The organism is Streptomyces sp. NPDC041970 (assembly GCF_055588985.1).
The window spans coordinates 1-22,278 of sequence record NZ_JBVJCD010000049.1; the positions used below are offsets into that span (position 1 = coordinate 1).

At 71.6% G+C, this 22,278-nt stretch carries 18 protein-coding genes, 1 tRNA gene and 1 pseudogene; 8 read left to right on the top strand and 12 right to left on the bottom strand.

Annotated features, from left to right (window positions below):
• Window positions 1-359: 359 nt before the first annotated feature.
• Complete coding sequence (locus tag ACZ6EJ_RS21510; protein WP_469269201.1) at window positions 360-1,766, bottom strand: cystathionine beta-synthase; 1,407 nt, start codon at window positions 1,764-1,766, stop codon at window positions 360-362.
• A gap of 173 nt (window positions 1,767-1,939) precedes the next feature.
• Here ACZ6EJ_RS21510 and ACZ6EJ_RS21515 point away from each other — a divergent pair, with 173 nt between their 5' ends.
• The 3 genes from ACZ6EJ_RS21515 to ACZ6EJ_RS21525 all read left to right on the top strand — a co-directional run bounded on the left by ACZ6EJ_RS21515 (window position 1,940) and on the right by ACZ6EJ_RS21525 (window position 5,722).
• Window positions 1,940-2,932 carry an SGNH/GDSL hydrolase family protein gene (locus ACZ6EJ_RS21515; RefSeq protein ID WP_469269254.1) on the top strand — a complete coding sequence of 331 codons (993 nt, stop codon included), beginning with the start codon at window positions 1,940-1,942 and terminating at the stop codon, window positions 2,930-2,932.
• A 359-nt stretch (window positions 2,933-3,291) separates the two neighbouring features.
• On the top strand, window positions 3,292-4,512 hold the full coding sequence (locus tag ACZ6EJ_RS21520) for an acetyl-CoA C-acetyltransferase (protein WP_469269202.1): 1,221 nt from the start codon (window positions 3,292-3,294) through the stop codon (window positions 4,510-4,512).
• A gap of 352 nt (window positions 4,513-4,864) precedes the next feature.
• Entirely contained in the window at window positions 4,865-5,722 is an 858-nt protein-coding gene (locus ACZ6EJ_RS21525) for a hypothetical protein (RefSeq protein ID WP_469269204.1), read from the top strand.
• A 30-nt stretch (window positions 5,723-5,752) separates the two neighbouring features.
• Here ACZ6EJ_RS21525 and ACZ6EJ_RS21530 read toward each other — a convergent pair whose 3' ends face one another.
• From ACZ6EJ_RS21530 to ACZ6EJ_RS21545, 4 genes and pseudogenes are all read right to left on the bottom strand, one after another.
• Entirely contained in the window at window positions 5,753-6,070 is a 318-nt protein-coding gene (locus ACZ6EJ_RS21530) for a hypothetical protein (RefSeq protein ID WP_469269206.1), read from the bottom strand.
• Between the two features lie 146 nt (window positions 6,071-6,216).
• Window positions 6,217-7,104 (bottom strand): Bax inhibitor-1/YccA family protein, encoded by an 888-nt coding sequence (locus ACZ6EJ_RS21535; RefSeq protein WP_469269208.1) that lies wholly within the window; start codon window positions 7,102-7,104, stop codon window positions 6,217-6,219.
• Window positions 7,105-7,276: 172 nt separating this feature from the next.
• Window positions 7,277-8,515: a hypothetical protein gene (locus tag ACZ6EJ_RS21540; RefSeq protein ID WP_469269210.1), complete on the bottom strand. Its 1,239-nt coding sequence runs from the start codon at window positions 8,513-8,515 to the stop codon at window positions 7,277-7,279.
• 270 nt (window positions 8,516-8,785) lie between these two features.
• Window positions 8,786-8,912 (bottom strand): annotated as a pseudogene (locus ACZ6EJ_RS21545) (IS110 family transposase); the annotation flags it as partial.
• Window positions 8,913-9,422: 510 nt separating this feature from the next.
• Here ACZ6EJ_RS21545 and ACZ6EJ_RS21550 point away from each other — a divergent pair.
• The 3 genes from ACZ6EJ_RS21550 (at window position 9,423) to ACZ6EJ_RS21560 (ending at window position 12,083) form a co-directional block, all read left to right on the top strand.
• A complete protein-coding gene (locus ACZ6EJ_RS21550; RefSeq protein ID WP_469269211.1) occupies window positions 9,423-10,199 on the top strand; it encodes an ATP-binding cassette domain-containing protein in 777 nt (258 codons plus the stop codon).
• Window positions 10,196-11,491 carry a DUF7224 domain-containing protein gene (locus ACZ6EJ_RS21555; RefSeq protein ID WP_469269213.1) on the top strand — a complete coding sequence of 432 codons (1,296 nt, stop codon included), beginning with the start codon at window positions 10,196-10,198 and terminating at the stop codon, window positions 11,489-11,491. The genes ACZ6EJ_RS21550 and ACZ6EJ_RS21555 overlap by 4 nt, the downstream gene beginning before the upstream one ends.
• Window positions 11,492-11,627: 136 nt before the next feature.
• On the top strand, window positions 11,628-12,083 hold the full coding sequence (locus ACZ6EJ_RS21560; protein ID WP_469269215.1) for a hypothetical protein: 456 nt from the start codon (window positions 11,628-11,630) through the stop codon (window positions 12,081-12,083).
• Window positions 12,084-12,488: 405 nt separating this feature from the next.
• On the opposite strand, the gene ACZ6EJ_RS21565 is transcribed toward ACZ6EJ_RS21560, so the two are convergent.
• Window positions 12,489-12,571: transfer RNA gene (locus tag ACZ6EJ_RS21565), tRNA-Leu, on the bottom strand.
• A gap of 559 nt (window positions 12,572-13,130) precedes the next feature.
• On the opposite strand from ACZ6EJ_RS21565, the gene ACZ6EJ_RS21570 reads away from it, so the two are divergent.
• Together ACZ6EJ_RS21570 and ACZ6EJ_RS21575 are read left to right on the top strand one after the other, a co-directional pair.
• On the top strand, window positions 13,131-13,904 hold the full coding sequence (locus tag ACZ6EJ_RS21570; RefSeq protein ID WP_469269216.1) for an ABC transporter ATP-binding protein: 774 nt from the start codon (window positions 13,131-13,133) through the stop codon (window positions 13,902-13,904).
• Window positions 13,905-13,972: 68 nt separating this feature from the next.
• Window positions 13,973-16,504, top strand: a complete 2,532-nt coding sequence (locus ACZ6EJ_RS21575; RefSeq protein WP_469269218.1) for an ABC transporter permease — start codon at window positions 13,973-13,975, stop codon at window positions 16,502-16,504.
• 109 nt (window positions 16,505-16,613) lie between these two features.
• Here ACZ6EJ_RS21575 and ACZ6EJ_RS21580 read toward each other — a convergent pair whose 3' ends face one another.
• The 6 genes from ACZ6EJ_RS21580 to ACZ6EJ_RS21605 all read right to left on the bottom strand — a co-directional run bounded on the left by ACZ6EJ_RS21580 (window position 16,614) and on the right by ACZ6EJ_RS21605 (window position 22,259).
• Window positions 16,614-17,906, bottom strand: a complete 1,293-nt coding sequence (locus ACZ6EJ_RS21580; RefSeq protein ID WP_469269219.1) for a class I SAM-dependent methyltransferase — start codon at window positions 17,904-17,906, stop codon at window positions 16,614-16,616.
• A 285-nt stretch (window positions 17,907-18,191) separates the two neighbouring features.
• The gene (locus tag ACZ6EJ_RS21585) at window positions 18,192-19,577 is read right to left on the bottom strand and encodes an NAD(P)/FAD-dependent oxidoreductase (RefSeq protein ID WP_469269221.1); all 1,386 of its coding nucleotides are present in this window, start codon (window positions 19,575-19,577) and stop codon (window positions 18,192-18,194) included.
• 319 nt (window positions 19,578-19,896) lie between these two features.
• Window positions 19,897-20,103: a hypothetical protein gene (locus ACZ6EJ_RS21590; RefSeq protein ID WP_469269223.1), complete on the bottom strand. Its 207-nt coding sequence runs from the start codon at window positions 20,101-20,103 to the stop codon at window positions 19,897-19,899.
• A gap of 82 nt (window positions 20,104-20,185) precedes the next feature.
• Window positions 20,186-21,130 carry a Ppx/GppA phosphatase family protein gene (locus ACZ6EJ_RS21595; protein ID WP_469269225.1) on the bottom strand — a complete coding sequence of 315 codons (945 nt, stop codon included), beginning with the start codon at window positions 21,128-21,130 and terminating at the stop codon, window positions 20,186-20,188.
• Complete coding sequence (locus ACZ6EJ_RS21600) at window positions 21,127-21,717, bottom strand: DUF501 domain-containing protein (RefSeq protein ID WP_469269227.1); 591 nt, start codon at window positions 21,715-21,717, stop codon at window positions 21,127-21,129. Before ACZ6EJ_RS21600 ends, ACZ6EJ_RS21595 begins: the two co-directional genes overlap by 4 nt.
• Window positions 21,718-21,788: 71 nt before the next feature.
• Window positions 21,789-22,259: an FtsB family cell division protein gene (locus ACZ6EJ_RS21605; RefSeq protein ID WP_469269228.1), complete on the bottom strand. Its 471-nt coding sequence runs from the start codon at window positions 22,257-22,259 to the stop codon at window positions 21,789-21,791.
• Window positions 22,260-22,278 lie beyond the last annotated feature (19 nt).

A 22,278-nucleotide genomic window follows, 5' to 3' on the forward strand; every position in this document is an offset into this window, starting at 1 on the left:
CCCCCCCCCCCCCCCCCCCCCCCCCCCCCCCCCCCCCCCCCCCCCCCCCCCCCCCCCCCCCCCCCCCCCCCCCCCCCCCCCCCCCCCCCCCGGCGACGCATATCGCGGGGCCGCCGCACCCCCGGCGGACCGGGGGGCGGGACGACGGCGGTCCCCGCGAGGGACGCGGGCCGGGTCAGGGCCGGGAGCCGCGTCCGGGCGACGGCGGAGGTCCGGGAGCCGCTCCGTAGTCCGTGTCGCCGTTTCGGGTGCCGGCGGGTCCGCCCCGCCGACACCCGTCAATCTGCCGGAGCCGTGTTAAGAGGGTGCTGCGCGGACGTGACGCGCTCGTTCCGATTGTGCGAAGCCGCGAGGGCTCCTCAGCCCTTCGCGCCGCCCGCGTCACGGGCGAGGAAGGCCAGCAGGTCCTGCCGGCTCACGACGCCCTTGGGCTTGCCCTCGACCAGCACGATCGCCGCGTCCGCGCCCTCGGCCCCGCTGAGCGCGGCCATCAGGTCCTCGACCGGTTCGCCGGAGCCGACCTGGGGCAGCGGGGCCGACATGTGCTTCTCCAGCGGGTCGCCCAGCGAGGCGCGCTGGGTGAACAGCGCGTCCAGCAGCTCCCGCTCCACGACGGAGCCGATGACCTCGGCGGCCATCACGTCGGGGTGCCCGGCGCCCGGCTTCACGATCGGCATCTGGGAGACGCCGTACTCGCGGAGCACCTCGATGGCCTCCCCGACCGTCTCCTCCGGGTGCATGTGGACGAGCGAGGGCATCGGGCCCTCCTTGAAGTCCAGGACCGCGCCGACCCGGGCCGACGTGCCGGAGTCCTCCAGGAAGCCGTAGTCGGCCATCCACTCGTCGTTGAAGATCTTGCTCAGGTAGCCGCGCCCGCTGTCGGGCAGCAGCACCACCACGACGTCCTCGGGGCCGAGCCGCTTGGCGACCTCCAGGGCCCCGACGACCGCCATCCCGCAGGAGCCGCCGACGAGCAGCCCCTCCTCCTTGGCGAGCCGGCGCGTCATCTGGAAGGAGTCCTTGTCGGACACCGCGACGATCTCGTCGGAGACGGACCGGTCGTACGCGCTCGGCCAGAAGTCCTCGCCGACGCCCTCGACCAGGTACGGGCGGCCGGAGCCGCCGGAGTAGACCGAGCCCTCCGGGTCCGCGCCGATGACCTGGACGGCGCCGCCGCTGACCTCCTTGAGGTAGCGCCCGGTCCCGCTGATCGTGCCGCCGGTGCCGACGCCCGCGACGAAGTGGGTGATCTTCCCCTCCGTCTGCTCCCACAGCTCGGGACCGGTGGTCTCGTAGTGCGAGCGCGGGTTGTTCGGATTGGAGTACTGGTCCGGCTTCCAGGCGCCGGGCGTCTCGGTGACCAGCCGGTCGGAGACGTTGTAGTACGAGTCCGGGTGCTCGGGGTCGACGGCCGTGGGGCAGACGACGACCTCGGCCCCGTACGCGCGCAGCACGTTGATCTTGTCCGTGGACACCTTGTCAGGGCAGACGAAGATGCACTTGTAGCCCTTCTGCTGGGCGACGATGGCGAGGCCGACGCCCGTGTTGCCGCTGGTCGGCTCGACGATCGTGCCGCCGGGCTTCAGCGCCCCGCTCTGCTCGGCCGCCTCGATCATGCGCAGCGCGATGCGGTCCTTCACCGACCCGCCCGGATTGAAGTACTCGACCTTGGCGAGGACGGTCGCCCGGATGCCTGCTGTGACGCTGTGCAGCCGCACCAGCGGGGTGTTGCCGACAAGACTGATCATCGAATCGTGGAATTGCACCGTGTACTCCGGGATCTCCGAGATGGTCCGGCCCAGAGTATGCGTACCGGACGGGCTCCGCGTACGGGACGCTGCGTATCCGAAGGAGTACGCGGCGCCCCGCACGGGGCAGGTAGGTACGGGTAGGGCTGTACGGCGAGGAAGAGGTGGACCGGACGGTGTCGACGGCGAGGGTGGCACGGCGGATCGCGGCGGGCGCGGCCTACGGCGGGGGCGGCATCGGGCTGATCGGCGCGGCGGCCGTGGGCGTGTTCCTGGCGGAGGTCCAGCTCGCGAAGAGGCAGGTGGGCGGCGGCACGGCCCCGGTCCCGCCGAGCGCGGACGGGCGGTACGGCGTGGCGTTCACCGGGCCGGCCGAGCCGCTGCGGCTCGCGCTCCTCGGGGACTCCACGGCCGCCGGCCAGGGGGTGCGGCGGGCCGGGCACACACCGGGGGCGCTGCTCGCCTCGGGGCTCGCGGCGGTCGCGGAACGGCCGGTGGACCTGCGCAACGTGGCCCTGCCGGGGGCCCGGTCGGACGATCTGGACCGGCAGGTCTCCGTGCTGCTCGCGGACCCGGCCCGGATCCCGGACGTCTGCGTGATCATGATCGGGGCGAACGACGTCACCCACCGGATGCCCGCCACCCAGTCGGTGCGCTGCCTGACGGCGGCGGTGCGCAGGCTGCGGACGGCCGGGGCGGAGGTGGTCGTCGGGACCTGCCCGGACCTGGGCACCATCGAGCCGGTCTACCAACCGCTGCGCTGGCTGGCCCGGCGGGTGAGCCGGCAGCTGGCGGCCGCGCAGACCATCGGCACGGTGGAGCAGGGCGGGCGCACGGTGTCGCTGGGCGACCTGCTGGGCCCGGAGTTCGCCGCGAACCCGCGCGAACTGTTCGGCCCGGACAACTACCACCCCTCCATCGAGGGGTACGCCACGGCGGCCATGGCGGTCCTGCCCACGCTCTGCGCGGCGCTGGGCCTGTGGCCGGAGTCCGACCGGGTGGACGGCGCGCGCCGCGAGGACATCCTGCCGGTGGCGAAGGCCGCGTCCCAGGCGGCCCACGAGGCCGGTACGGAGGTGACGGGGGCCCGCGCGCCCTGGGCGCTGCTCAAGCACCGCAGGCGGCGGCGCCTGCCCGCCGCCACCGAGCCCGCCCCGGACCCGGACGCCGCCCACCGGCCGTGACGCGGCGGGACGGGGCGGACCGGCCGTCCGACCGGGACGCAACGGGCGGGACGGCGCCGTCAGGCCGGGCTGTGCGGGCCGCCCGGACGGGACGGGTCGCGCGGGAGCGCACGGTCAGGACGAGGCCTGCACGGGAGCACACGGTCAGGCCGGGCTGAGCCGGTCGCACGGACGGAGGCGGCACGGGGCGCCGCCGCCAGGCCGGGGTGAGCGGGAGCGCACAGGTACGAGCTGAGCGGGCGCTTAGAAAAGAGTCCGGCATCACACGGCCTGCCGGGTGACCTCGACGGTACGTACGGGTAACTTCCCAGGGAGTTCCGCCTGTCCACACAGCCCTCCCGTTCCCATGGAGCCGCGTGATGCCCGAAGCCGTGATCGTCTCCGCAGCCCGTTCGCCGATCGGCCGCGCCTTCAAGGGGTCCCTGAAGGATCTGCGCGCGGACGACCTGACCGCCACGATCATCCAGACCGCGCTGGCCAAGGTCCCCGAGCTGGACCCGAGGGACATCGACGACCTGATGCTCGGCTGCGGTCTGCCCGGGGGCGAGCAGGGCAACAACCTGGGCCGCGTCATCGCCGTGCAGATGGGGATGGACCACCTTCCCGGCTGTACGGTCACCCGCTACTGCTCCTCGTCGCTCCAGACCAGCCGGATGGCGCTGCACGCGATCAAGGCGGGCGAGGGCGACGTCTTCATCTCCGCGGGCGTCGAGATGGTCTCCCGCTTCGTCAAGGGCAACTCCGACAGCCTCCCGGACACGCACAACCCGCTGTTCGCCGAGGCCGAGGCCCGGACCGCCGCCAGGGCCGAGGAGTCCGGCGCGAGCTGGCACGACCCGCGCGAGGACGGCCTCGTCCCGGACGCGTACATCGCGATGGGGCAGACGGCGGAGAACCTGGCCCGGCTCAAGGGCGTCACCCGCGCGGAGATGGACGAGTTCGGCGTACGGTCGCAGAACCTCGCCGAGGAGGCCCTGAAGAACGGGTTCTGGGAGCGGGAGATCACCCCCGTCACCACGCCGGACGGCACGGTGGTCTCGAAGGACGACGGCCCGCGCGCGGGCGTGACACTGGAGGGCGTGCAGGGCCTGAAGCCGGTCTTCCGCCCCGACGGCCTGGTCACCGCGGCCAACTGCTGCCCGCTCAACGACGGCGCGGCGGCCCTGGTGATCATGTCCGACGCCAAGGCGCGCGAGCTGGGCCTGACTCCGCTGGCCCGGATCGTCTCCACCGGCGTCTCCGGCCTCTCGCCCGAGATCATGGGCTACGGCCCGGTCGAGGCCAGCAAGCAGGCGCTGAAGCGGGCCGGCCTGACGATCGACGACATCGACCTCGCCGAGATCAACGAGGCGTTCGCCGCCCAGGTCATCCCGTCCTACCGGGACCTCGGCCTGCCGCTGGAGAAGGTCAACGTCAACGGCGGCGCGATCGCGGTCGGCCACCCCTTCGGCATGACCGGCGCCCGCATCACGGGCACGCTGATCAACAGCCTGCAGTTCCACGACAAGCAGTTCGGCCTGGAGACGATGTGCGTGGGCGGCGGCCAGGGCATGGCGATGGTGATCGAGCGGCTGAGCTGAGCCGGAGCGGAGGGGAGGGGTCGTCCGAGGTACGAGGACGGCACCTGCCCGCAGCGCAGGCGAGGCCCAGCGCGACCATCAGCACGAGCGGCTGAGCTGACCCGGCCTCCTCCCGCGGGGCGCGGGGCGCGAATCCCGCTGAGCCCCGACCGTGACCGAATCTCCCCCAGGATGTGATCTGCGTCCTGGGGGAGTCCCGTTTCCCCAGGTCACGCCGGTACGAAGCATCCCGCCGGGCCGAAAGACCTGTCCGTTTCGTGACGTAATGCACTGACAGCCCGTACCGGTACCGGCCAAGCTGATGTAGGAAGTCGGGGTATCGATAGAAACCGGGAGTATGTCAGTGAGCGCCATGTCACTTGCCTTGTTGCTGACCACCGCCGCTGCCACGGCCGTCGGTGCCGCCGCCCTGCACGCCGCTCACGGGCTGCGCAAGCAGGTCACCGGGCTGCGCGCCGAGCTGGCCGAGGGGCGCGCCCTCGGTGCGGCCGTACCGTCGCAGAGCCGTGGTGGCGCCACTGCCCCGGAGGAGATACGCGCGGCCGTCGCCGAGGCGCTCGCCGAGGAGCGGGAGCGGGAGCTGGCCGAGGCGCGGGCGTTCTGGGCCGCCCAGGAGGCCCGTGACGCCGCCGACGCCCCGTCCCTGCTGGGCGGGCTGTCCGGCCTCGGCGAGGACGCCGCGTACTTCCTGCCCCGGCAGCCCGACTTCACCGGCATGGAGCCGCTGGACCTCGAAGCGGCCGAGGCGATGGAGGAGCTGGCGGAGCTGGGCGACCGCGCCCTGGCGGAGCACGAGGCCGGCGAGGTGACGGAGCTGCCGGAGTTCTCGGAGGACTCCCCCGAGCTGGCGGCCGCCCGCCGCCGCCACCCCTCGCACCCGGACTTCGTCCCCGTGCAGACGCCGGTGGTCACCGACCACGACCGCACGGTGAGCCGGCTGGAGGAGCTGGCCGACCTGGCGACCGAGCTGACCGACGTGCGCCCCGGACCGCTCGGCACGCTCGACGTGTACGTCTTCGCCGACGGCACCACGCTCTGTATGACGCCCGGCCACCGCGAGACGGCCGAGCAGCTCGCGGAGGCGCTGCGGGCGGGCCGGCAGCCGGTCCTGCTGGGCGGGTCGGGGGTCTCCGGTGCCTACGCCCTGACGTTCTCCTGCGGCGAGGAGAACGTCTACATCCTCGCTGACCGCGTCATCGCCTCGTTCTGACCGGACCGCCCGCCTCCGGGCGCGGGCCGCTCACGCGAACGCCCGCGCCGCCGCCTCCTCGACGTAGCGCACGGCCTCGTCCAGCTCCTGGGACGGGGCCGTTTCCAGTGCCACGGCCAGGTCCCGCCCGACCACGGCGAGCTGGTCGCCCACCGCGAACACCCCGGCGTCCGGCAGCTCCCTCGGCCGGGCCTCCGGGCTCTCCAGGCGCTGGGCCCGCAGGGCCAGCTCCCGCGCCGCCGCCAGCGCCTCGGCGGCCGCACCGCGTTGCAGACGGCTCTGCGGGGCCGAACGCAGCCGGTCCGCGAAGCGGTCCACGGCCTGGATGAGGGGGGTCGTATCAAGCACTCCTGGACCCTACGCGCCCGCCCGGCGCCGTCGCCAGCGGCCGCCCGCTCGGGCCGGACGCCTCGGGGGCCGGTACGCGGAACGGCCCGCAGGCGCGATGCCTGCGGCCCGTTCCGGTGCCACGGGTGGTGCGGGTGGTCGCGCGATCAGTCGTCGCCGCTGAGGATCGCGACCAGGCGCAGCATCTCGATGTAGATCCACACCAGGGTCACGGTGAGGCCGAAGGCCGCCAGCCAGGCCTCCTCGCGCGGGGCGCCGAACGCGATGCCGTCCTCGACCTGCTTGAAGTTGAGGGCGAGGATGCACGCGCCGATCACGATGGCCACGATGCCGAAGACGATGCCGAGGGCGCCGCTGCGGAAGCCGAGGCCGTCACCGCCGCCGAACACGGCGAACAGGAGGTTGACCGTCATCAGCAGCATGAAGCCGATGGCGGCCGCCATCACGAAGCCGTAGAAGCGGCGGGTGACCCGGATCAGCCCGGTGCGGTAGGCGATCAGCACGCCGGCGAAGACCGCCATCGTGCCGAGCACCGCCTGCATCGCGGCGCCGGGGGCGACGTACACGCTGACGATGTTGCTGACGATGCCGAGGAAGACGCCCTCGAACGCCGCGTACGTCAGGATCAGCGGCGGCGACGGCCGGCGCTTGAACGAGTTCACCAGCGACAGCACGAAGCCGATGAGCGCGGCGCCGATGGCCACGCCGTAGGCGGTGCTGAGGTTGGACTCGTCGACCGGCAGGGCCCACCAGGCGACGGCGGCGGCGACGATCACGGTGCCCAGCGTCATCGCCGTACGCGTCACCACGTCGTCGATGGTCATCGCGTCGGAACGCGCGGGCGCCTGCGGGGCGCCGTACTGGGCGTCCTGCTGTGCGTAGGGGTTGGTGGCGTACGGGTTGGCGGCGGCGCCCTGCGCGTACGGGTTGGCTCCCGCCGCGGCGGCCCCGGCCTGCGGCGCCGCGTTGAAGCCCGCGTGGCCGTTGTCGCGGCTGAACCCCCGTCGCGAGAAGACCGGGTTGCTGCTCCTCATCTCACTCCTCCATGGCCACACTGCGTGGCCTTGCCACAAGAGTAATGGGTAGGCAAAAGAATCACCCCCGTGCCAGGGGAGGATCTTTGCGGGGGCCTGACGGTGTACACGCGACCTCGCGTTTCCGGGCGGGCGGGGGCCCGGCACCGGGCCCGGTGCGCGGCGCGGGCGGTCAGCGGGTCCGGAGCCAGTCGTTGAACCCGCCGAGCGCCTCGGCGGCGACGCGCTCCAGGTGGCGGCCCGTCCGCCGCAGCTCCTCGTCCAGCGAGCCGCGCCCTGCGGAAGGCCGGTGGCCCGCCGGTCCGGGGGCCTCCTTGGCCTGGTTGGCCTCGTTGGCCTCCTTGGCCTCCTCGGCCTTCGCCGGTTCCGGAGCCTCGCTGGCCTCCGCCGGATCCGGGGCCTCGTCGACCCCCGCCGGTTCCGGGGCCTCCGGCCCCTGCCGCTCGCCGGGTACGGCGGTCCCCCGGTAGCCGATCGGGCCCTCGTCGACGCGCTGGTAGATGCCGACGAAGCCGGAGCCGTCGGGGTGGAGGCAGATCGAGCCGCCGTTGGTGCGCTGGTCGCGCCAGGTGACGCGCTCCAGGGCGACCCCGCCGTGGTCCACCAGGACGCGCAGGTCGCCGGAGTCGTGCCAGCCGCCGCCCCAGCCCTCCTCGGTCCTGAAGTGGTGCAGGGGCGCGTAGCGGGTGCCCAGGGGGAAGGCCCAGCGCTCCTCGAGCCGGCCCCGGAACTCGGCGATCCCGCCGTCCGCGTCCCGGTGGTGGCCGAGGAAGTCGGTCATCGCGGACTGGAAGCTGGCCGTCCCCTCCGCCCCGTCGACGCTGCGCCAGGAGACCTGCGCGGGCAGGGAGCGCTCGCCGCGCTCGACGTACAGGCGCAGCAGCCCGGCGGGCGTCCAGCCGGGCGCCCCGGCGGCGCGGCGCTCCGTACGGAAGGTGAAGACGGCGCGCTCGGCGGCCTCGGCGCCCCGCGCCCGCTCCGACCGGCCCTGCTCGCCGACCGGGTCGAGGCTGAGGCGGTAGAGCCAGAGCATGGTGGTGGCGTTGGGAGAGCTGCGTACCGTCACGGTGTTGGTCCCCGGTCGCAGCAGGCCGCCGGGGAGCGCGAACTCCATGGTCCGGGGCAGTCCGCCGTCTCCGGGAATGGTCTGGGACTCGACCAGGGGCCGGCCGTTGACCTCGATGTCCATCGGGGCGAAGCCGGGCGAACGGCCCGCCATGGAGGCCAGCGCCGTCACCGTGAACGTCAGGTCGGCGACCGGGTCGGCCGGCCCCACCGCGAAGTCCACCGTGACGCCGCCGCCCGCGGCCAGCTTGAGGTGGTCCCCGCCGACGTACTCCCCCTCGGCCCGCACCTGGGCGTTGCGGCACAGCGGCGGGGATATCGAGAAGTCGGCGAAGGTGGCTTCCATGTGCGGTGCTCCTGACGATCATGGGACGTGCCGTCGATGTGTCGGGACTGTAGCCCCACCCTCTGACAACGCCCCGCCCGCAGGCCCCGCAGGCTTCGGGCCCGCTCGTTGGCGTGCGGGAGGGGGGTGGCTCCATGTCCTTCGCCAAGTGGTTCGAGGGCTTCTCGGCTTGTGCATGTCCTGTCGCGGAGCATGGCGAACAGGACGCTGACGCGTTGGCGGGCGAGGCGGAGGAGGGCTCGGGTGTGCGTTCCGCCGCGGGGCTCTTCGGTCGTCGGCCAGCTCCAGGGACCGCAGGGTGTGCGGGCACGGTGCGGCCCGCGTCCGCGATGACGGTGGCGCCCTTCGCGTCGATCTTGGCCTCGCCGGGATAGAGGCCGGTGATCCGGCGCATTGCGCAGAGAACTGCCCCATTGCACAAGTCGAGCGTCCAAGCCGATCTGGGCCGACGGCCAAAAATGGCGCGTTTCGTCGCCAACAGTCGCAAATATATCCAGAATTCATCTGGACATAACGGACGCGGAGCGTTCAAGCCGCCTGTCGCCGCCACTAATTCCATCAAGCGCCATACGGGACGATGGCGATTCCCGCTTACTCGCGGCCAACTTCCGCTACGATCCCAGCCGGGGCATCGAGGATTACACCCCCGCATCCAGCCCTCAAAATCCCAGGGGGATCACGAATTAACCCATCTCCCGCACAGCACAGGCTACGACTGCAACGTCGAGGTCGATATACGGCACCTCGACAGTCTGTCCTACGGCTATACGGGCAAGCACGACTCCGACGAGTGCACATTCAAGATCAACAGGACCACCGCAGACGTCTAGTTCAATGGCCGCAGCGACGGCATCACGGCGGGCTCGCCATCACGGCGAGCCCGCCCCGCTTTTGGAGAAATGCATCAATGATGATGGCTCCTTTCGCCCGATTGGCATCCCTTTCGCAAGGGTACGGCGGGCGAAGCGTTATCGAAAGTCTCGACCTTTCCATCCAGCCTGGCGTCACCGGCCTGCTTGGGCCTAACGGGGCGGGAAAGACCACCCTTTTTCGCACCCTGGCCACGATCGCGCCGCCGCAGAGCGGGCAGCTAGAACTGTTCGGCGAGCTCATCAGCGGCGAACGACAGGCACGGAAAGCCCGCCGCAGTATCGGCTACCTTCCACAGGACTTCGGATATTATCCGACCTTTTCGATAGAAGATTTCGTCCGATACTGCGCTTGGTTGCGCGAGGTCCCTTCCAAGAAGGCCGGCATCATGTCCAGGGACGCGTTGGGAGCTGTCGGCCTGGCCGATCGGGCCCAAGACCGTATGAAGTCCCTGTCCGGCGGAATGCTCCGCCGGGCAGGCATCGCTGCTGCCATCGTCGGCTCCCCTCCCCTGCTGTTGCTGGACGAGCCGACCGTCGGTCTCGACCCGGCGCAACGCCTCGACTTCCGCGAGCTCATCCGCTCGCTCGCACGCGAGGGAAGCGCCGTAGTCCTCAGCACCCACCTGGTCGAAGACGTGGGCGCCGCCTGCGACACGGTCCTCATTCTGAGCAACGGCCGGGTCTGCCACAGCAGTACACCTCAGCAGCTAGCGGAAGCGGCCTCCGTCGCCGCGCCCGGCGACAGCGCCCTGGAGCGCGGCTACATGACGGTGCTGAGCGGTCAGCGGTCGAGCGAGGGGAACGCAACGTGACTGCGTACCGCATCGAACTGCGCCGCTCACCACTTCTGACGGTGTTGCCGGTGATGATCGCCGTCGACCTGGTGGTCCTCTTCGGCCGGTCCCGGCACTGGATCGGAGTGTGGCCCGAGGCCAGCGCGGCAGCCCAAGTCGTCACGCTTTTCCTCGGACCTGTCCTGGCTGGTGTATCGGCCTGGCAAGCGGGGCGTTCTTCCCGCGCGGGAATGCCTGAAACCGTGCTCGCGGCAGCCCGACCGGCCTGGCGCATCGAAGCTGCGCGGTTGGCCGCGACCCTCACCCTCGGGTTCGTGGCGTATGCGATCGGATGCTTGACTGCCGCAGCCGTCTCCTTCGGCGAAGCGGGCCCTGGCTTCCTGTGGCCGTCCTACCTTCTGCTCGGTGCCGCGACCTTGATGATCTTCGCGTCCGTGGGCCACTTGGCCGGCCGCTGGTGGCCTGCCGCCGCATTCACCCCGGCCGCCTGCGCACTTGGCTGCTTCATCACTATGCTGGCGCTGCCTTTCAAGCTGAACGTCCTGGCAGGGCCCCCGGACCAGCATCTCCGGTTGTCGCCCATCATCCTGAGACTACTGTTCGCACTCGCTCTTGCCGCGCTGGCAGTGACGGCTCCGCGGCTGCCCAGGAGCGCCGAGCGCGATATGCCGGGGCACCGGACGCCCTGGCATATCCGCGGTGTAGCCACTGGATCAGTCGTCCTTTCTCTGCTGGCACTGGTTGCCATCCCTCTCGCCGGTGAAATGCGCGTCGACCGCCCCGCGACGGCGGCAGAACCGGTGTGCCAGCGCGCCGAGGGCAACAGCCCACGTGTGTGCGTATGGCCCGAGCACCGCAAGTACCTGCCGGAACTGATCCGCATGGCTCAGCGCTTGGACCGTCCCCAACCCTGGCTGAAGGCGCCGCACACGTTCCATCAGTTCGGACTGCAGCGGAGCGATATGGGTGAAAGAGGCTTCGATATCGCTGAGGGACATGTGCGCACTGCCGCGATCGCCATGGCCGACCAGGTGATCACCGAGTCACTGGGACGATGCTTCGTTCCACACGAGGAGAAGCGGGCTTGGCAAGCCAGGGACAACATCCATCTCTGGCTTGAGTACCGCTCCATGGGTCAAGACCCGGCCACCGCGGACGAAGGACTGCACATGGAAGGTGTCTCCTCGGCCCAGCGTGTGGCCTCCCGCATCTCCCAGGCGCCTGAGCCCGAGCAGAGGAAATGGCTGGAACGGGAACGCGACCACATCCTCCGAGACCCCTCCTGGTGCAAGCCTGATGATTCGGACTGACCTTTTCCGTTATGCGCGAGTCCACCGGGCCGTAGCCGTCCTCGCCGGGACGGGAGTTGTCGCCCTCCTGTCGGCACTCTTCGGCGGTGTCCACATCGCGTTGCCCTCCATCGGCAGCGGAGGAGTCACCACCGGCGTGCCCTTTCGGCGCGAGCTCCCCGTGCTGTCGGCCGTCTTCCTCACAGCAGCGCTCAGCGGTGCCATGTCGACGCACGAAGAGATGGGTGCGTCAGCGATGCACCGGTACCGACGCAAGTACTGCATCGGTCTGGTGCTGATCGTCTGCGCCTTCTCCTTCTGCATCGAGACGCTAGCCGTGGACGTGGAGGCCGGAGCGGTCTTCGTCCGCTCGCTCCTGCTCTGGTTCGGTCTAGCGCTGCTGTCGGTCCGGGTGCTCGGACCACAGCTCAGTTGGGCCCTCCCCTTGGCCTCAGCGTTCCTCGTGATCTGGTACCCCCAGGCATGGTGGGACTGGACCTCCAGTTCGATCACGGACCTCTTCACCTGGGCCATCGTCGTGATCGTCACGGTCGTCGGAGCAATCGCCACGGCGGCGACCCCGTGGCGCTGGAAAAGCTGGTCCCGGCGGTGATGTCGGAGATGGGCCCCTTGGACTGCCGCCTCGGGGGTAGGGGGTCTCTTCCCCGCACCCCCGAACGTGGCTCTCGGGAAGTGCTCCGCGCTGCGGATCACGGAGCGGGTGAAGAAGGGCAGGACGTGCGTACGGGGCAGCTTCTCCTCGGCGGCGTCTCAGTAAGGGACCGCGCTGCAGGTCCGGTTCTCGATCGCAGCGCGTACGCCTTCAGCGGGAACCACGACGCGCCGACGACCTCCGGAGCGATGCATTCCGCCCCCTCGGTCCAGCCGGGCGGCCACCGCTGACCGGGTCCCTTCACGGCGCCCCGACCGCGCACGCGAGTGCCGGGGTTCCTGTGGTGACACACATCCCAGGCACGAACGGACCCTCACCCCCGGTCAGCGCGCGCAACAGGAGAAGTGCCCGGAGCCGGACTCGAACCGGCACGCCCCCGAGGGGCAGCGAGGTTTAAGCTCGCCGTGTCTGCGTTCCACCATCCGGGCGTGCCGCGCGGCTCCGCGTCTGGCTACCGACCCTATCCGGGGGGCGTCCCCCGATCAGCGGAACAGTGGCGCGATGTTGTCTTATTTTATTGACCGCTTGAGGGCCCATCAGTACAGCCTGCCGGGCTGACCACACACCCCCTCCCTCTCCTGGTCAGGCGAGGCCCCGCAAGGGATTGACGGAAAGTCGCCGCACCCGTACGGCCCAACGCGCCAGGCGCCCGCCATGCCTCGCCAGGGCGTCCGCCACCCTCGGCCCCCGTGAGGCTCCGAAGGCCCCCGCCGGCCGTTCCGCCGGGGCCTCTCCGCCCCGTCGGGCGCGACCGTCGCCCCCCGCGTGCGCGGAAGGACGCCGTCCACCGGTCGGAGGTCGGCGTCATACCGGAGGAGGATGCCACCGCCTCCGTGGTCCGACTCAAGGCGGCCTCGGGAACGGGCATCGGGACGGACGCCCCGGCGGGGGGCGGGACGTGACGATGGAGTAGTCCCCGAGGCAGGGCGTCCACGCCCGTGCCGGCACTCCGCGTGCGTCCGCATCACCCGAACCAGGAGCTCCCCAGTGACCACCACCACCTTCACCGCACACCGCGCCACCGCGGTGGCCGCCCGCGCCACGGAGCTGTCGAAGGTCTACGGCGAGGGGGAGACGCAGGTCGTCGCCCTGGACCGGGTGACCGTGGACTTCCCGCAGGGCGAGTTCACGGCGATCATGGGCCCCTCCGGCTCCGGCAAGTCGACGCTGATGCACTGCGTCGCCGGCCTCGACAGCTTCAGCAGCGGTTCGGTGCGCATCGGGGACACGGAGCTGTCCACGCTGAAGGACAAGCAGCTCACCCAGCTCCGCCGGGACAAGATCGGCTTCATCTTCCAGGCGTTCAACCTGCTGCCGACGCTCACCGCGCTGGAGAACATCACCCTTCCGATGGACATCGCGGGCCGCAAGCCGGACGCCGCGTGGCTCCAGAAGGTCATCGACATGGTCGGGCTCTCGGACCGGCTGAAGCACCGCCCGACCGAGCTGTCCGGCGGTCAGCAGCAGCGCGTCGCCGTGGCCCGCGCCCTGGCCTCGCAGCCCGAGATCATCTTCGGTGACGAGCCGACCGGGAACCTGGACTCCCGCTCCGGCGCCGAGGTCCTCGGCTTCCTGCGCAACTCGGTGCGCGAGATGGGCCAGACCGTGGTGATGGTGACGCACGACCCGGTGGCCGCCTCCTACGCGGACCGGGTGATCTTCCTCGCGGACGGCGTGGTCGTCGACCAGATGATCCGCCCCACCGCGGACGGGGTGCTGGACCGGATGAAGGCGTTCGACGCGAAGGGCCGCACCAGCTAGGGCCTGCCGCCCACCCGGCGCCACCGCTCCCCTCCCCCTTCCGGCACCCTCACCCAGGACACCCAGACATGTTCCGTACCGCCCTGCGCAATGTGCTCGCGCACAAGGCCAGGCTGCTGATGACCGTGCTCGCCGTCATGCTCGGCGTAGCGTTCGTCTCCGGCACCCTCGTCTTGACCGACACCCTCGGCAACGCCTTCCGCAAGCAGTCGGCCAAGAGCTACGACGACGTCGCCGTCGCCGTGACGACGTACGCCGGCCAGGACGACGCCGCCGCCGGCATCGACGACGCCACCCTGGAGAAGATCCAGGGGCTGGACGGCGTCGCCACCGCCACCGGCCGCATCCACGGCTTCGCCGGGGTCGCCGACCCGGACGGCAAGCTGATCGGCAACGGCTGGTCCAACACCGGCGCCAACTTCTCCCCCGACAAGGAGGGCGAGGACCCGCAGTACGCCTTCGTCGAGGGCACGGGCCCGACGAGGAACGACCAGGTCGCGCTCGACAAGGAGACCGCGGACCGCGGTGAGTACCGCGTGGGCGAACCGGTGCGGGTCGCCACGAACGGCCCGGTGAAGGAGTACACCCTCGCCGGTGTGTTCACCACCGACGACGGCGCGGTCAACGCGGGCGGCAGCCTGGTGCTGTTCGACACCGCCACCGCCCAGAAGCTCTACCTCAAGCCCGGCGTCTTCCAGGACGTCGTCATCACCGCCGCGGCGGGCGCCTCCGAGCAGCAGCTCCTGGACGCGGTCAAGCCGCTGCTGCCCAAGGACGCGACCGCGCAGACCGGCAGCGTCCTCGCGGCCGAGCAGGCGGAGATGGTCGAGAGCGGCGTCAAGGGCCTCAACGCCATGCTGCTGTCCTTCGCGGGGATCGCCCTGTTCGTCGGCGTCTTCCTCATCGCCAACACCTTCTCGATGCTGGTCGCCCAGCGCACCCGTGAGCTGGCCCTGATGCGCGCCATCGGCGCCTCCCGCCGCCAGGTCAAGCGCTCCGTGCTGATCGAGGCCACCCTCGTCGGAACGCTCGCCTCCGTCATCGGCTTCGCCCTGGGCATCGGCCTCGCCATCGGGCTGCGCTCCGTGATGGGCCGGTTCGGCGGCAAGATCCCGGGGGGCCCGCTGATCATCTCGCCGGTCGCGGTCGGCTCCGCCTTCGCCGTCGGCATCCTGATCACCGTGCTGGCCGCCTGGCTGCCCGCCCGCCGGACCGCGAAGATCGCTCCCGTCGCCGCGATGAGCAGCGTGCACAGCGCCGCCACCGTCAAGTCCCTGGTCGTACGGAACTCCATCGGCGCGGTGGTCGCGCTGCTCGGCGCGGCGATGATCCTCGGTGGCGCCGCGACGGGCGGCGAGGCCGGCCAGTACATGATCGCGACGGGCGCCGGCGTGATCATGATCGGCGTCATCGTGCTCATCCCGCTGTTCTCCCGCCCGGTCATCGCCCTCACCCGGCCGCTGCTGTCGAAGGTGTTCGGCATCGCGGGGAAGCTGGCCTCGCGCAACGCGGTCCGCAACCCCCGGCGCACCGGAGCCACCGCCTCCGCTCTGGCGATCGGCCTGACGCTCGTCACCGGGATCTCGGTGGTCGGCGTCACCCTCGGCCAGGCCGTCAACAGGGCGACCACGAACAACATCAGGGCCGACTACATGGTCTCGATGGCCAGCGGCGACGCGCTCGACGGCTCGGCGCTCACCGCGCTGGCCAAGGCCGACGGCGTCACCGCGCTCTCCCCGCAGCAGTCGAGCTACTTCAAGATCGGCGAGGAGTTCCACCCGACGTCCGGCGTCTCCTTCGGCGACATGGACAAGCTGTTCGCGCTCAAGCCCGTCTCCGGTTCGATCGGAGCGCTGAAGGACGACCAGATCGCGGTCGGCTCCAAGACCGCGGAGCTGAACGGCTGGAAGGCCGGCGACACCCTGACGGTGACGTTCGACGACGAGAAGAAGGGCGAGCTGACGATCGGCGCCCTGTTCAAGCAGAACGAGTTCCTCTCGGACATCCTGGTGTCGAAGCGGCTCGCGGACGCCCACGAAACCTCCTCGCGCCCGTACCTCCAGGACATCTGGGTCACGATGGACGGCGGCGCGAGCGAGGCCAACGAACAGGCCCTCGTGGACGCGCTCGGCGACAACCCGGCGATGAGCATCAAGGACCAGCAGGGCATCCGGGACGCGTTCGGCGGGCCCATGAACACGGCGATGAACGTCATGTACGCGCTGCTCGCCATGGCGCTGCTGATCGCGGTCCTCGGGGTCGTCAACACCCTCGCGATGTCGGTGTTCGAGCGGCAGCAGGAGATCGGGATGCTCCGCGCGATCGGCCTCGACCGCCGTCGCGTCAAGCGGATGGTCCGTCTGGAGGCCGTCGTCATCTCGCTCTTCGGCGCGGTGGTCGGGGTGGGCCTCGGGGTCTTCATCGGCTGGGCGATCGGCCAGACCCTCTCCGCCGACATCCCCGAGTACGCCCTGGTCATCCCGTGGGACCGGATCGCGCTCTTCCTCGCGCTCGCCGGGCTGGTGGGCGTCCTGGCCGCCATGTGGCCCGCCCGCAGCGCCGCGAAGCTCAACATGCTGACCGCGATCAAGACCGAGTAGCCGGACGGGACGGGACGGTGAGGGGCCGGTGCGCCGCCGCGACAGCGGTGCGCACCGGCCCCTCCCCCGTGTCCCGGCGAGCCGTACGGGCGGAGCCGGGCCCGTACGGTCAGCCGCCGGGCTCCTCCGTCCAGGCGCGGGCGCGCAGCGGCATCCGGGAGCCGCCGTCCTCCAGCGGCCGCACCGCGAGGATCTGGTTGACGCCGATCCGGTTGCGTTCGAAGGCGAGCGCGGACGCGGCCATGTACAGTCGCCAGACCCTCGCCCGGCCCGGCGACACGGCGCGCACCGCCTGGTCCCAGTGCCGCTCCAGGTTGGCCACCCAGCGGCGCAGGGTCAGCGCGTAGTGCTCGCGGAGCGCCTCGACGTCCCGAGCCTCGAACCCGGCCGCCTCCAGGGTGGCCAGGGTGCGGCCGACCGGGGCCAGTTCGCCGTCGGGGAAGACGTACGCGTCGATGAACGCGTCGAGCCGGTAGGCGGACTCGTCCTTCTCCGGGCGCCGGGCGATCTGGTGGTTCAGCAGCCGGCCGCCGGGCTTCAGGAGGGCGTAGAGGTCGTCGGCGTACTCCCGGTAGCGGACCGAGCCGACGTGTTCGGCCATGCCGATGGAGGAGATCGCGTCGTACGGGCCGTCGCGGACGTCCCGGTAGTCCTGGACCCGGATCTCCACCCGGTCGCCCAGGCCCTCCTCCGCGACGCGCTTCTGGGCGTGGACGGCCTGCTCCCGCGAGAGGGTGACGCCGGTGACCCGCGCCCCGTGGAAGCGTGCGGCGTGGACGGCCATCGCGCCCCAGCCGCAGCCGACGTCCAGGAGGCGGTCGCCCTCCTTCAGGGCGAGCTTGCGGCAGACCAGGTCGAGCTTGGCGTGCTGGGCCTCCTCCAGCGTCCCGCCGTCCTCCCAGTAGGCGCAGGAGTAGACCATGGACGGGCCGAGGACGAGGGCGTAGAAGTCGTTGCCGACGTCGTAGTGGTGGCTGACGGCCGCCTGGTCGCGGCGCCTGGTGTGCAGCGGCCCGGTGCGGCGGCGCACCTCCTCGGCGGGCGGGGCGGGCGGCGGCCAGGGGCCGGCGAGGCCCAGCAGGCCGCGGGCGAAGGCGCGGACCTCGGGGTCCCGGACGGAGCGGGCGTCCCCCTCCGCCTCCCACAGGAGGCCGGCGACCCGGTCGAGCACCTCGTACAGGTCGCCCTCGACGTCGATCTCCCCGGCCACCCAGGCGCGGGCCAGGCCCAGTTCGCCCGGCTTCCACAGGAGTCGGCGCAGCGCGCGGCGGTGCCGGACCACCAGGGCCGGCGCGCCCGGCGGCCCCGACTCGCTGCCGTCCCAGGCCCGTATCCGGACCGGGAGGGGTTCCGAGAGCAGCCTTTCGGCGAGAGCGGTCAGCCGCGACGCGGCTTCTGCCATGGCGCACACCTCCGTGGTGGTGTTTCCCCGATGAGCACGATGCACAGGACGGACCCGCGACCCCACCGCGACACCCCGGTGCCACGGTGAGGTTCACCTGCCTCAACTGTCGCCGTGGGCCCCGTCATCCCGCCAGTGGGCAACGGATCGGCAAAGAGAGCGCACACCGGCGCACAGGGGGGCGGACACGCCGAAGGGGCCGCCCGCACCACGGATGGCGGGCGGCCCCTTCGGGGTCGTGCACGGAGCGCTCCGGCGGGCCGGAGGGGCCTCGTCGGGCCGGGGCTAGGAGGCCTTGGCCTTCTCGCCCTCGGACTTGGCGGCGGCCGGAGCCGGCGCGGGCTTGGCGGCCTCGTAGAACTCCTCGCGGGGGGTCTCCATGGCGCCGAGCGAGACGACCTCGCGCTTGAGGAACATCCCCAGCGTCCAGTCGGCGAAGATCCGGATCTTGCGGTTCCAGGTCGGCATCGCCATGCCGTGGTAGCCGCGGTGCATGTACCAGGCGAGGCGGCCCTTGAGCTTGATCTTCATCTTGCCCATGACGATCATGGCGACGCCCTTGTGCAGGCCGAGGCCGGCGACCGCGCCCTTGTTGGCGTGGCTGTACTCCTTCTGCGGGAAGCCCCGCATACCGGAGATCACGTTGTCGCCGAGGACCTTCGCCTGGCGCAGCGCGTGCTGGGCGTTGGGCGGGCACCAGGCGTTCGGGTTGCCGGCGCGGCGGCCGACCATGTCCGGCACCTGGGCGTTGTCGCCCGCGGCCCAGATGTAGTCGGTGCCCTGCACCTGGAGCTTCTCCGAGGTGTCCACGTGGCCGCGGGGGCCGAGCGGCAGGCCGAAGCGGGCGAGCGCCGGGTTCGGCTTCACGCCGGCGGTCCACACGATCGTGCTGGAGTCGACCTCCAGGCCGTTCTTGAGCACCACGTGGCCGTCGACGCAGGAGTCCATCGAGGTGGAGAGGTAGACCTCCACGCCGCGGCTCTCCAGGTGCTCCTTGCCGTAGGCGCCCAGCTTCGGGCCGACCTCGGGAAGGATCTTGTCGGCGGCGTCGACGAGGATGAAGCGCATGTCCTCGCGCTTCACGTTGTTGTAGTACTTGGCCGCGTCGCGGGCCATGTCCTCGACCTCGCCGATGGTCTCGGCGCCGGCGAACCCGCCGCCCACGAAGACGAAGGTGAGCGCCTTGCGGCGGACGTCCTCGTCGGTCGTGGAGTCGGCCTTGTCCAACTGCTCCAGCACGTGGTTGCGCAGGCCGATGGCCTCCTCGATCCCCTTCATGCCGATGCCCTGCTCGGCGAGGCCGGGGATCGGGAAGGTGCGGGAGACCGCGCCCATGGCGATGACCAGGTAGTCGAAGGGCAGCTCGTAGGCCTCGCCGACGAGCGGCGCGACCGTGGCGACCTTGCGGTCCTGATCGATGGTCGTGACCCGACCGGTGAGAACCTCAGCCTTGGGCAGCACGCGTCGCAACGGGACGACGACATGCCGAGGCGAGATGCTGCCTGCGGCAGCCTCGGGAAGGAAGGGCTGGTACGTCATGTACGACCGCGGGTCGACGACCGTGACGGTCGCCTCTCCGTATCGCATCTTCTTCAGAATGCGACGAGCTGCGTACAGGCCTACGTACCCACCGCCTACAACGAGAATCCTGGGACGCTCCGTGGTGCTCATGCCATCGAGTATCCACCCCTCCGGAGGGGGCAGCTCGTGAGCCCCTTCACAAGGTTGGGCCGACCCTCTGCTACACTTCGCCGCCCACGTGACCCAGGTCATGGGCCCGGAAGGGAACCACGGCGTCCCCGGAATCGTTGTTCACCGCTTGTGAGCTGGTCGTTGGCCGCCGGGACCGGGTGGACCAGCATCCCGCTCCCCCGCGAAGCGGTGCCCGGAGAACACACCCACGCCCGCCGTACGCGGCCTCGCGGATGACCCGGACGGCCCTGGAGGGCCCGGACGGGGCCCGACGGGGCTGAATCTCTTGTGAAGAAGTTCACGAAGTTTGCGGCGGCGGGCCCCGGAGGGACGCGTCCGGGCCCCCTCCGCGGCCGTCGCACAGCTCAAAAGGGCAGGTGGCGACGCGGGTGAGCGGGGTGGGGCGGTCGGCCTGGGGGCGGGCCGATCCGAACGGCCCCAGGGTGCCGTCGACCACCGCGCCGACCACGGCCGCGAGCACCGCGTCCGAGGATGCCGAAGCCACCCTCCGCCCTCCGCGGGACGCCGCGTCCGACGGCGTCACCCGTGCGTCCACCACCGCGCGCTCCGCCGGTGGTCAGGGCCGGTCAGCCCGCGGCGCTCCAGGCGATGCCGTCCAGGATGTCGTGCTCGCTCACGACGACCTCCCGCGCTCCCGTCCGCTCCATCACCGCGAGCAGGACGAGCACCCCCGCGCCGATCACGTCGACCCGGCCGGGGTGCATCGCGCCGATCGTCGCGCGCTCCTCGTGGGTGGAGGTGAGCAGGCGGTCGGTGATCGCGCGGACCTGGGCGAGGGAGACGCGGGAGTGGTGGATGGCCTCGGAGTCGTACTCCGCGAGGTCCAACGCGATGGCGGCGACCGTGGTGACCGTGCCGGCGAGGCCGACGAGGCTGCCCGCCCCGGTGAGCGGGACGGTCTGCTCGACGGTGTCGAGGGCGGCTTCCACGTCCGCGCGGATCGCGGCGATCCGCTCGGGCGTGGGCGGGTCCACGGGGGCCCCGTCCGCCACCAGGTGGCGTTCGGTCATGCGGACGCAGCCGACGTCGACGGAGCGGGCGGCGTCGACCGTACGGGAGCCGAGGACGAACTCGGTGGAGCCGCCGCCGATGTCGACGACGAGGTACGGCGTCGCGAGGCCGTCGTCGCCGGTCAGCTCCTTGGTCGCGCCGTCGAAGGAGAGCTGGGCCTCCTGGTCGCCGCTGATCACCTCGGGCTCGACGCCCAGGATGTCCCGTACGCCCCGGACGAACGCGTCGCTGTTCTCGGCGTCGCGGGAGGCGGAGGTGGCGACGAAGCGGACGCGTTCCGCGCCCAGCTCCTCGATCGCGGCGGCGTACTCGCGGCAGGCCGCGAACGTCCGCTCCAGCGCCTCGGGGGCGAGCCGGCCGGTGCGGTCGACGTCCTGGCCGAGACGGACGATCGTCATCCGCCGGTCCAGCTCGGTGAAGGCGCCGGTGGCCGGGTCCGCGTCGGCGACGAGCAGCCGGATGGAGTTCGTACCGCAGTCGACGGCGGCCACCCGCGTCACGCCTGCTCCCCCTCGGCGGACCCGTCGAGGGGGCGGGCGGCGAAGCGGCCCTCCCCGTCCTCGCCCGTCGGTACGCACGGGGTGACGCACGGGCCCTTGGCCCACCACTCGGGCAGCAGCGCGATGGCCTCGTCGCCCAGCGGGTTCACGCCGGGCCCGGCGGCCAGCGAGTGGCCGACCAGGACGTGCAGGCACTTCACCCGGTCCGGCATCCCGCCCGCGCTCGGGAACCCCTCCAGGACCTCGATGGCGTCGCGGCGGGCGATGTAGTCCTCGTGCGCGGCGCGGTAGGCGGCGGCCAGCTCCGGGTCGGACTCCAGCCGGGCCGTCATCTCCTTCATGACCCCGTTGGCCTCCAGCGTGCCGATCGCCGAGGCCGCGCGGGGGCAGGTCAGGTAGTACGTCGTCGGGAACGGCGTGCCGTCCTCCAGACGGGGCTGGGTCTCCACCACGTCCGGGTTGCCGCAGGGGCAGCGGTGCGCGATGGCGCGCAGTCCGCGCGGCGGCCGGCCGAGCTGCTGCTCGAACGCGGCGATGTCCGCGTCGGTGGGCGGGGTGGACTCGGTCTGCGGAGGGGGCGTTTCCATGCCTGCCTTGGTTCTGCTCGAAAGCTCGTGAGAGATGCGTGCGGGTGGGTGCGGGTGGACGTGCGGTCGGGTCAGTCGCGGTCGGCGCCGTCGACGCCGTCCCAGAGGTTCGAGTGCCAGGGGCGGTCGTTCTCCCCCGGCTCTCCGCGGCGGTCCTCGGCCGCGTCGGGGTCGGCCACGGTGTAGCCGATCTCGCCGGGCCGCACGTAATGGAGGTGGCGGCGGGCCAGGCGCATGATGTAGGCGTCGTCCTGGAGGCGGGCCTTCTCGTCCCGCAGCTCCTCGGTGCGCCGCTCGGCCTGCTCCGCGAGCCGCTCCTGCTCCGCGATGTCGTCGCGCTGGGAGACGTACTGCCGCATCGGGTAGGCGAGCGCCACCACCAGGGAGCAGACGACCAGCGCCAGGAACGCGGCCCGGCCGGTCAGCCGGGAGCGGCGGTCCTGGCGGCGGCTCTGGGAGCGGTACACCCGTGCCGCGGTCTGCTCCCCGAGCAGCCGCAGCCTGGTCGAGGTGGAGAACCGGTCGCGGTCCTTCCCGGCCATGTCTCCCGCCTCCCCGTTA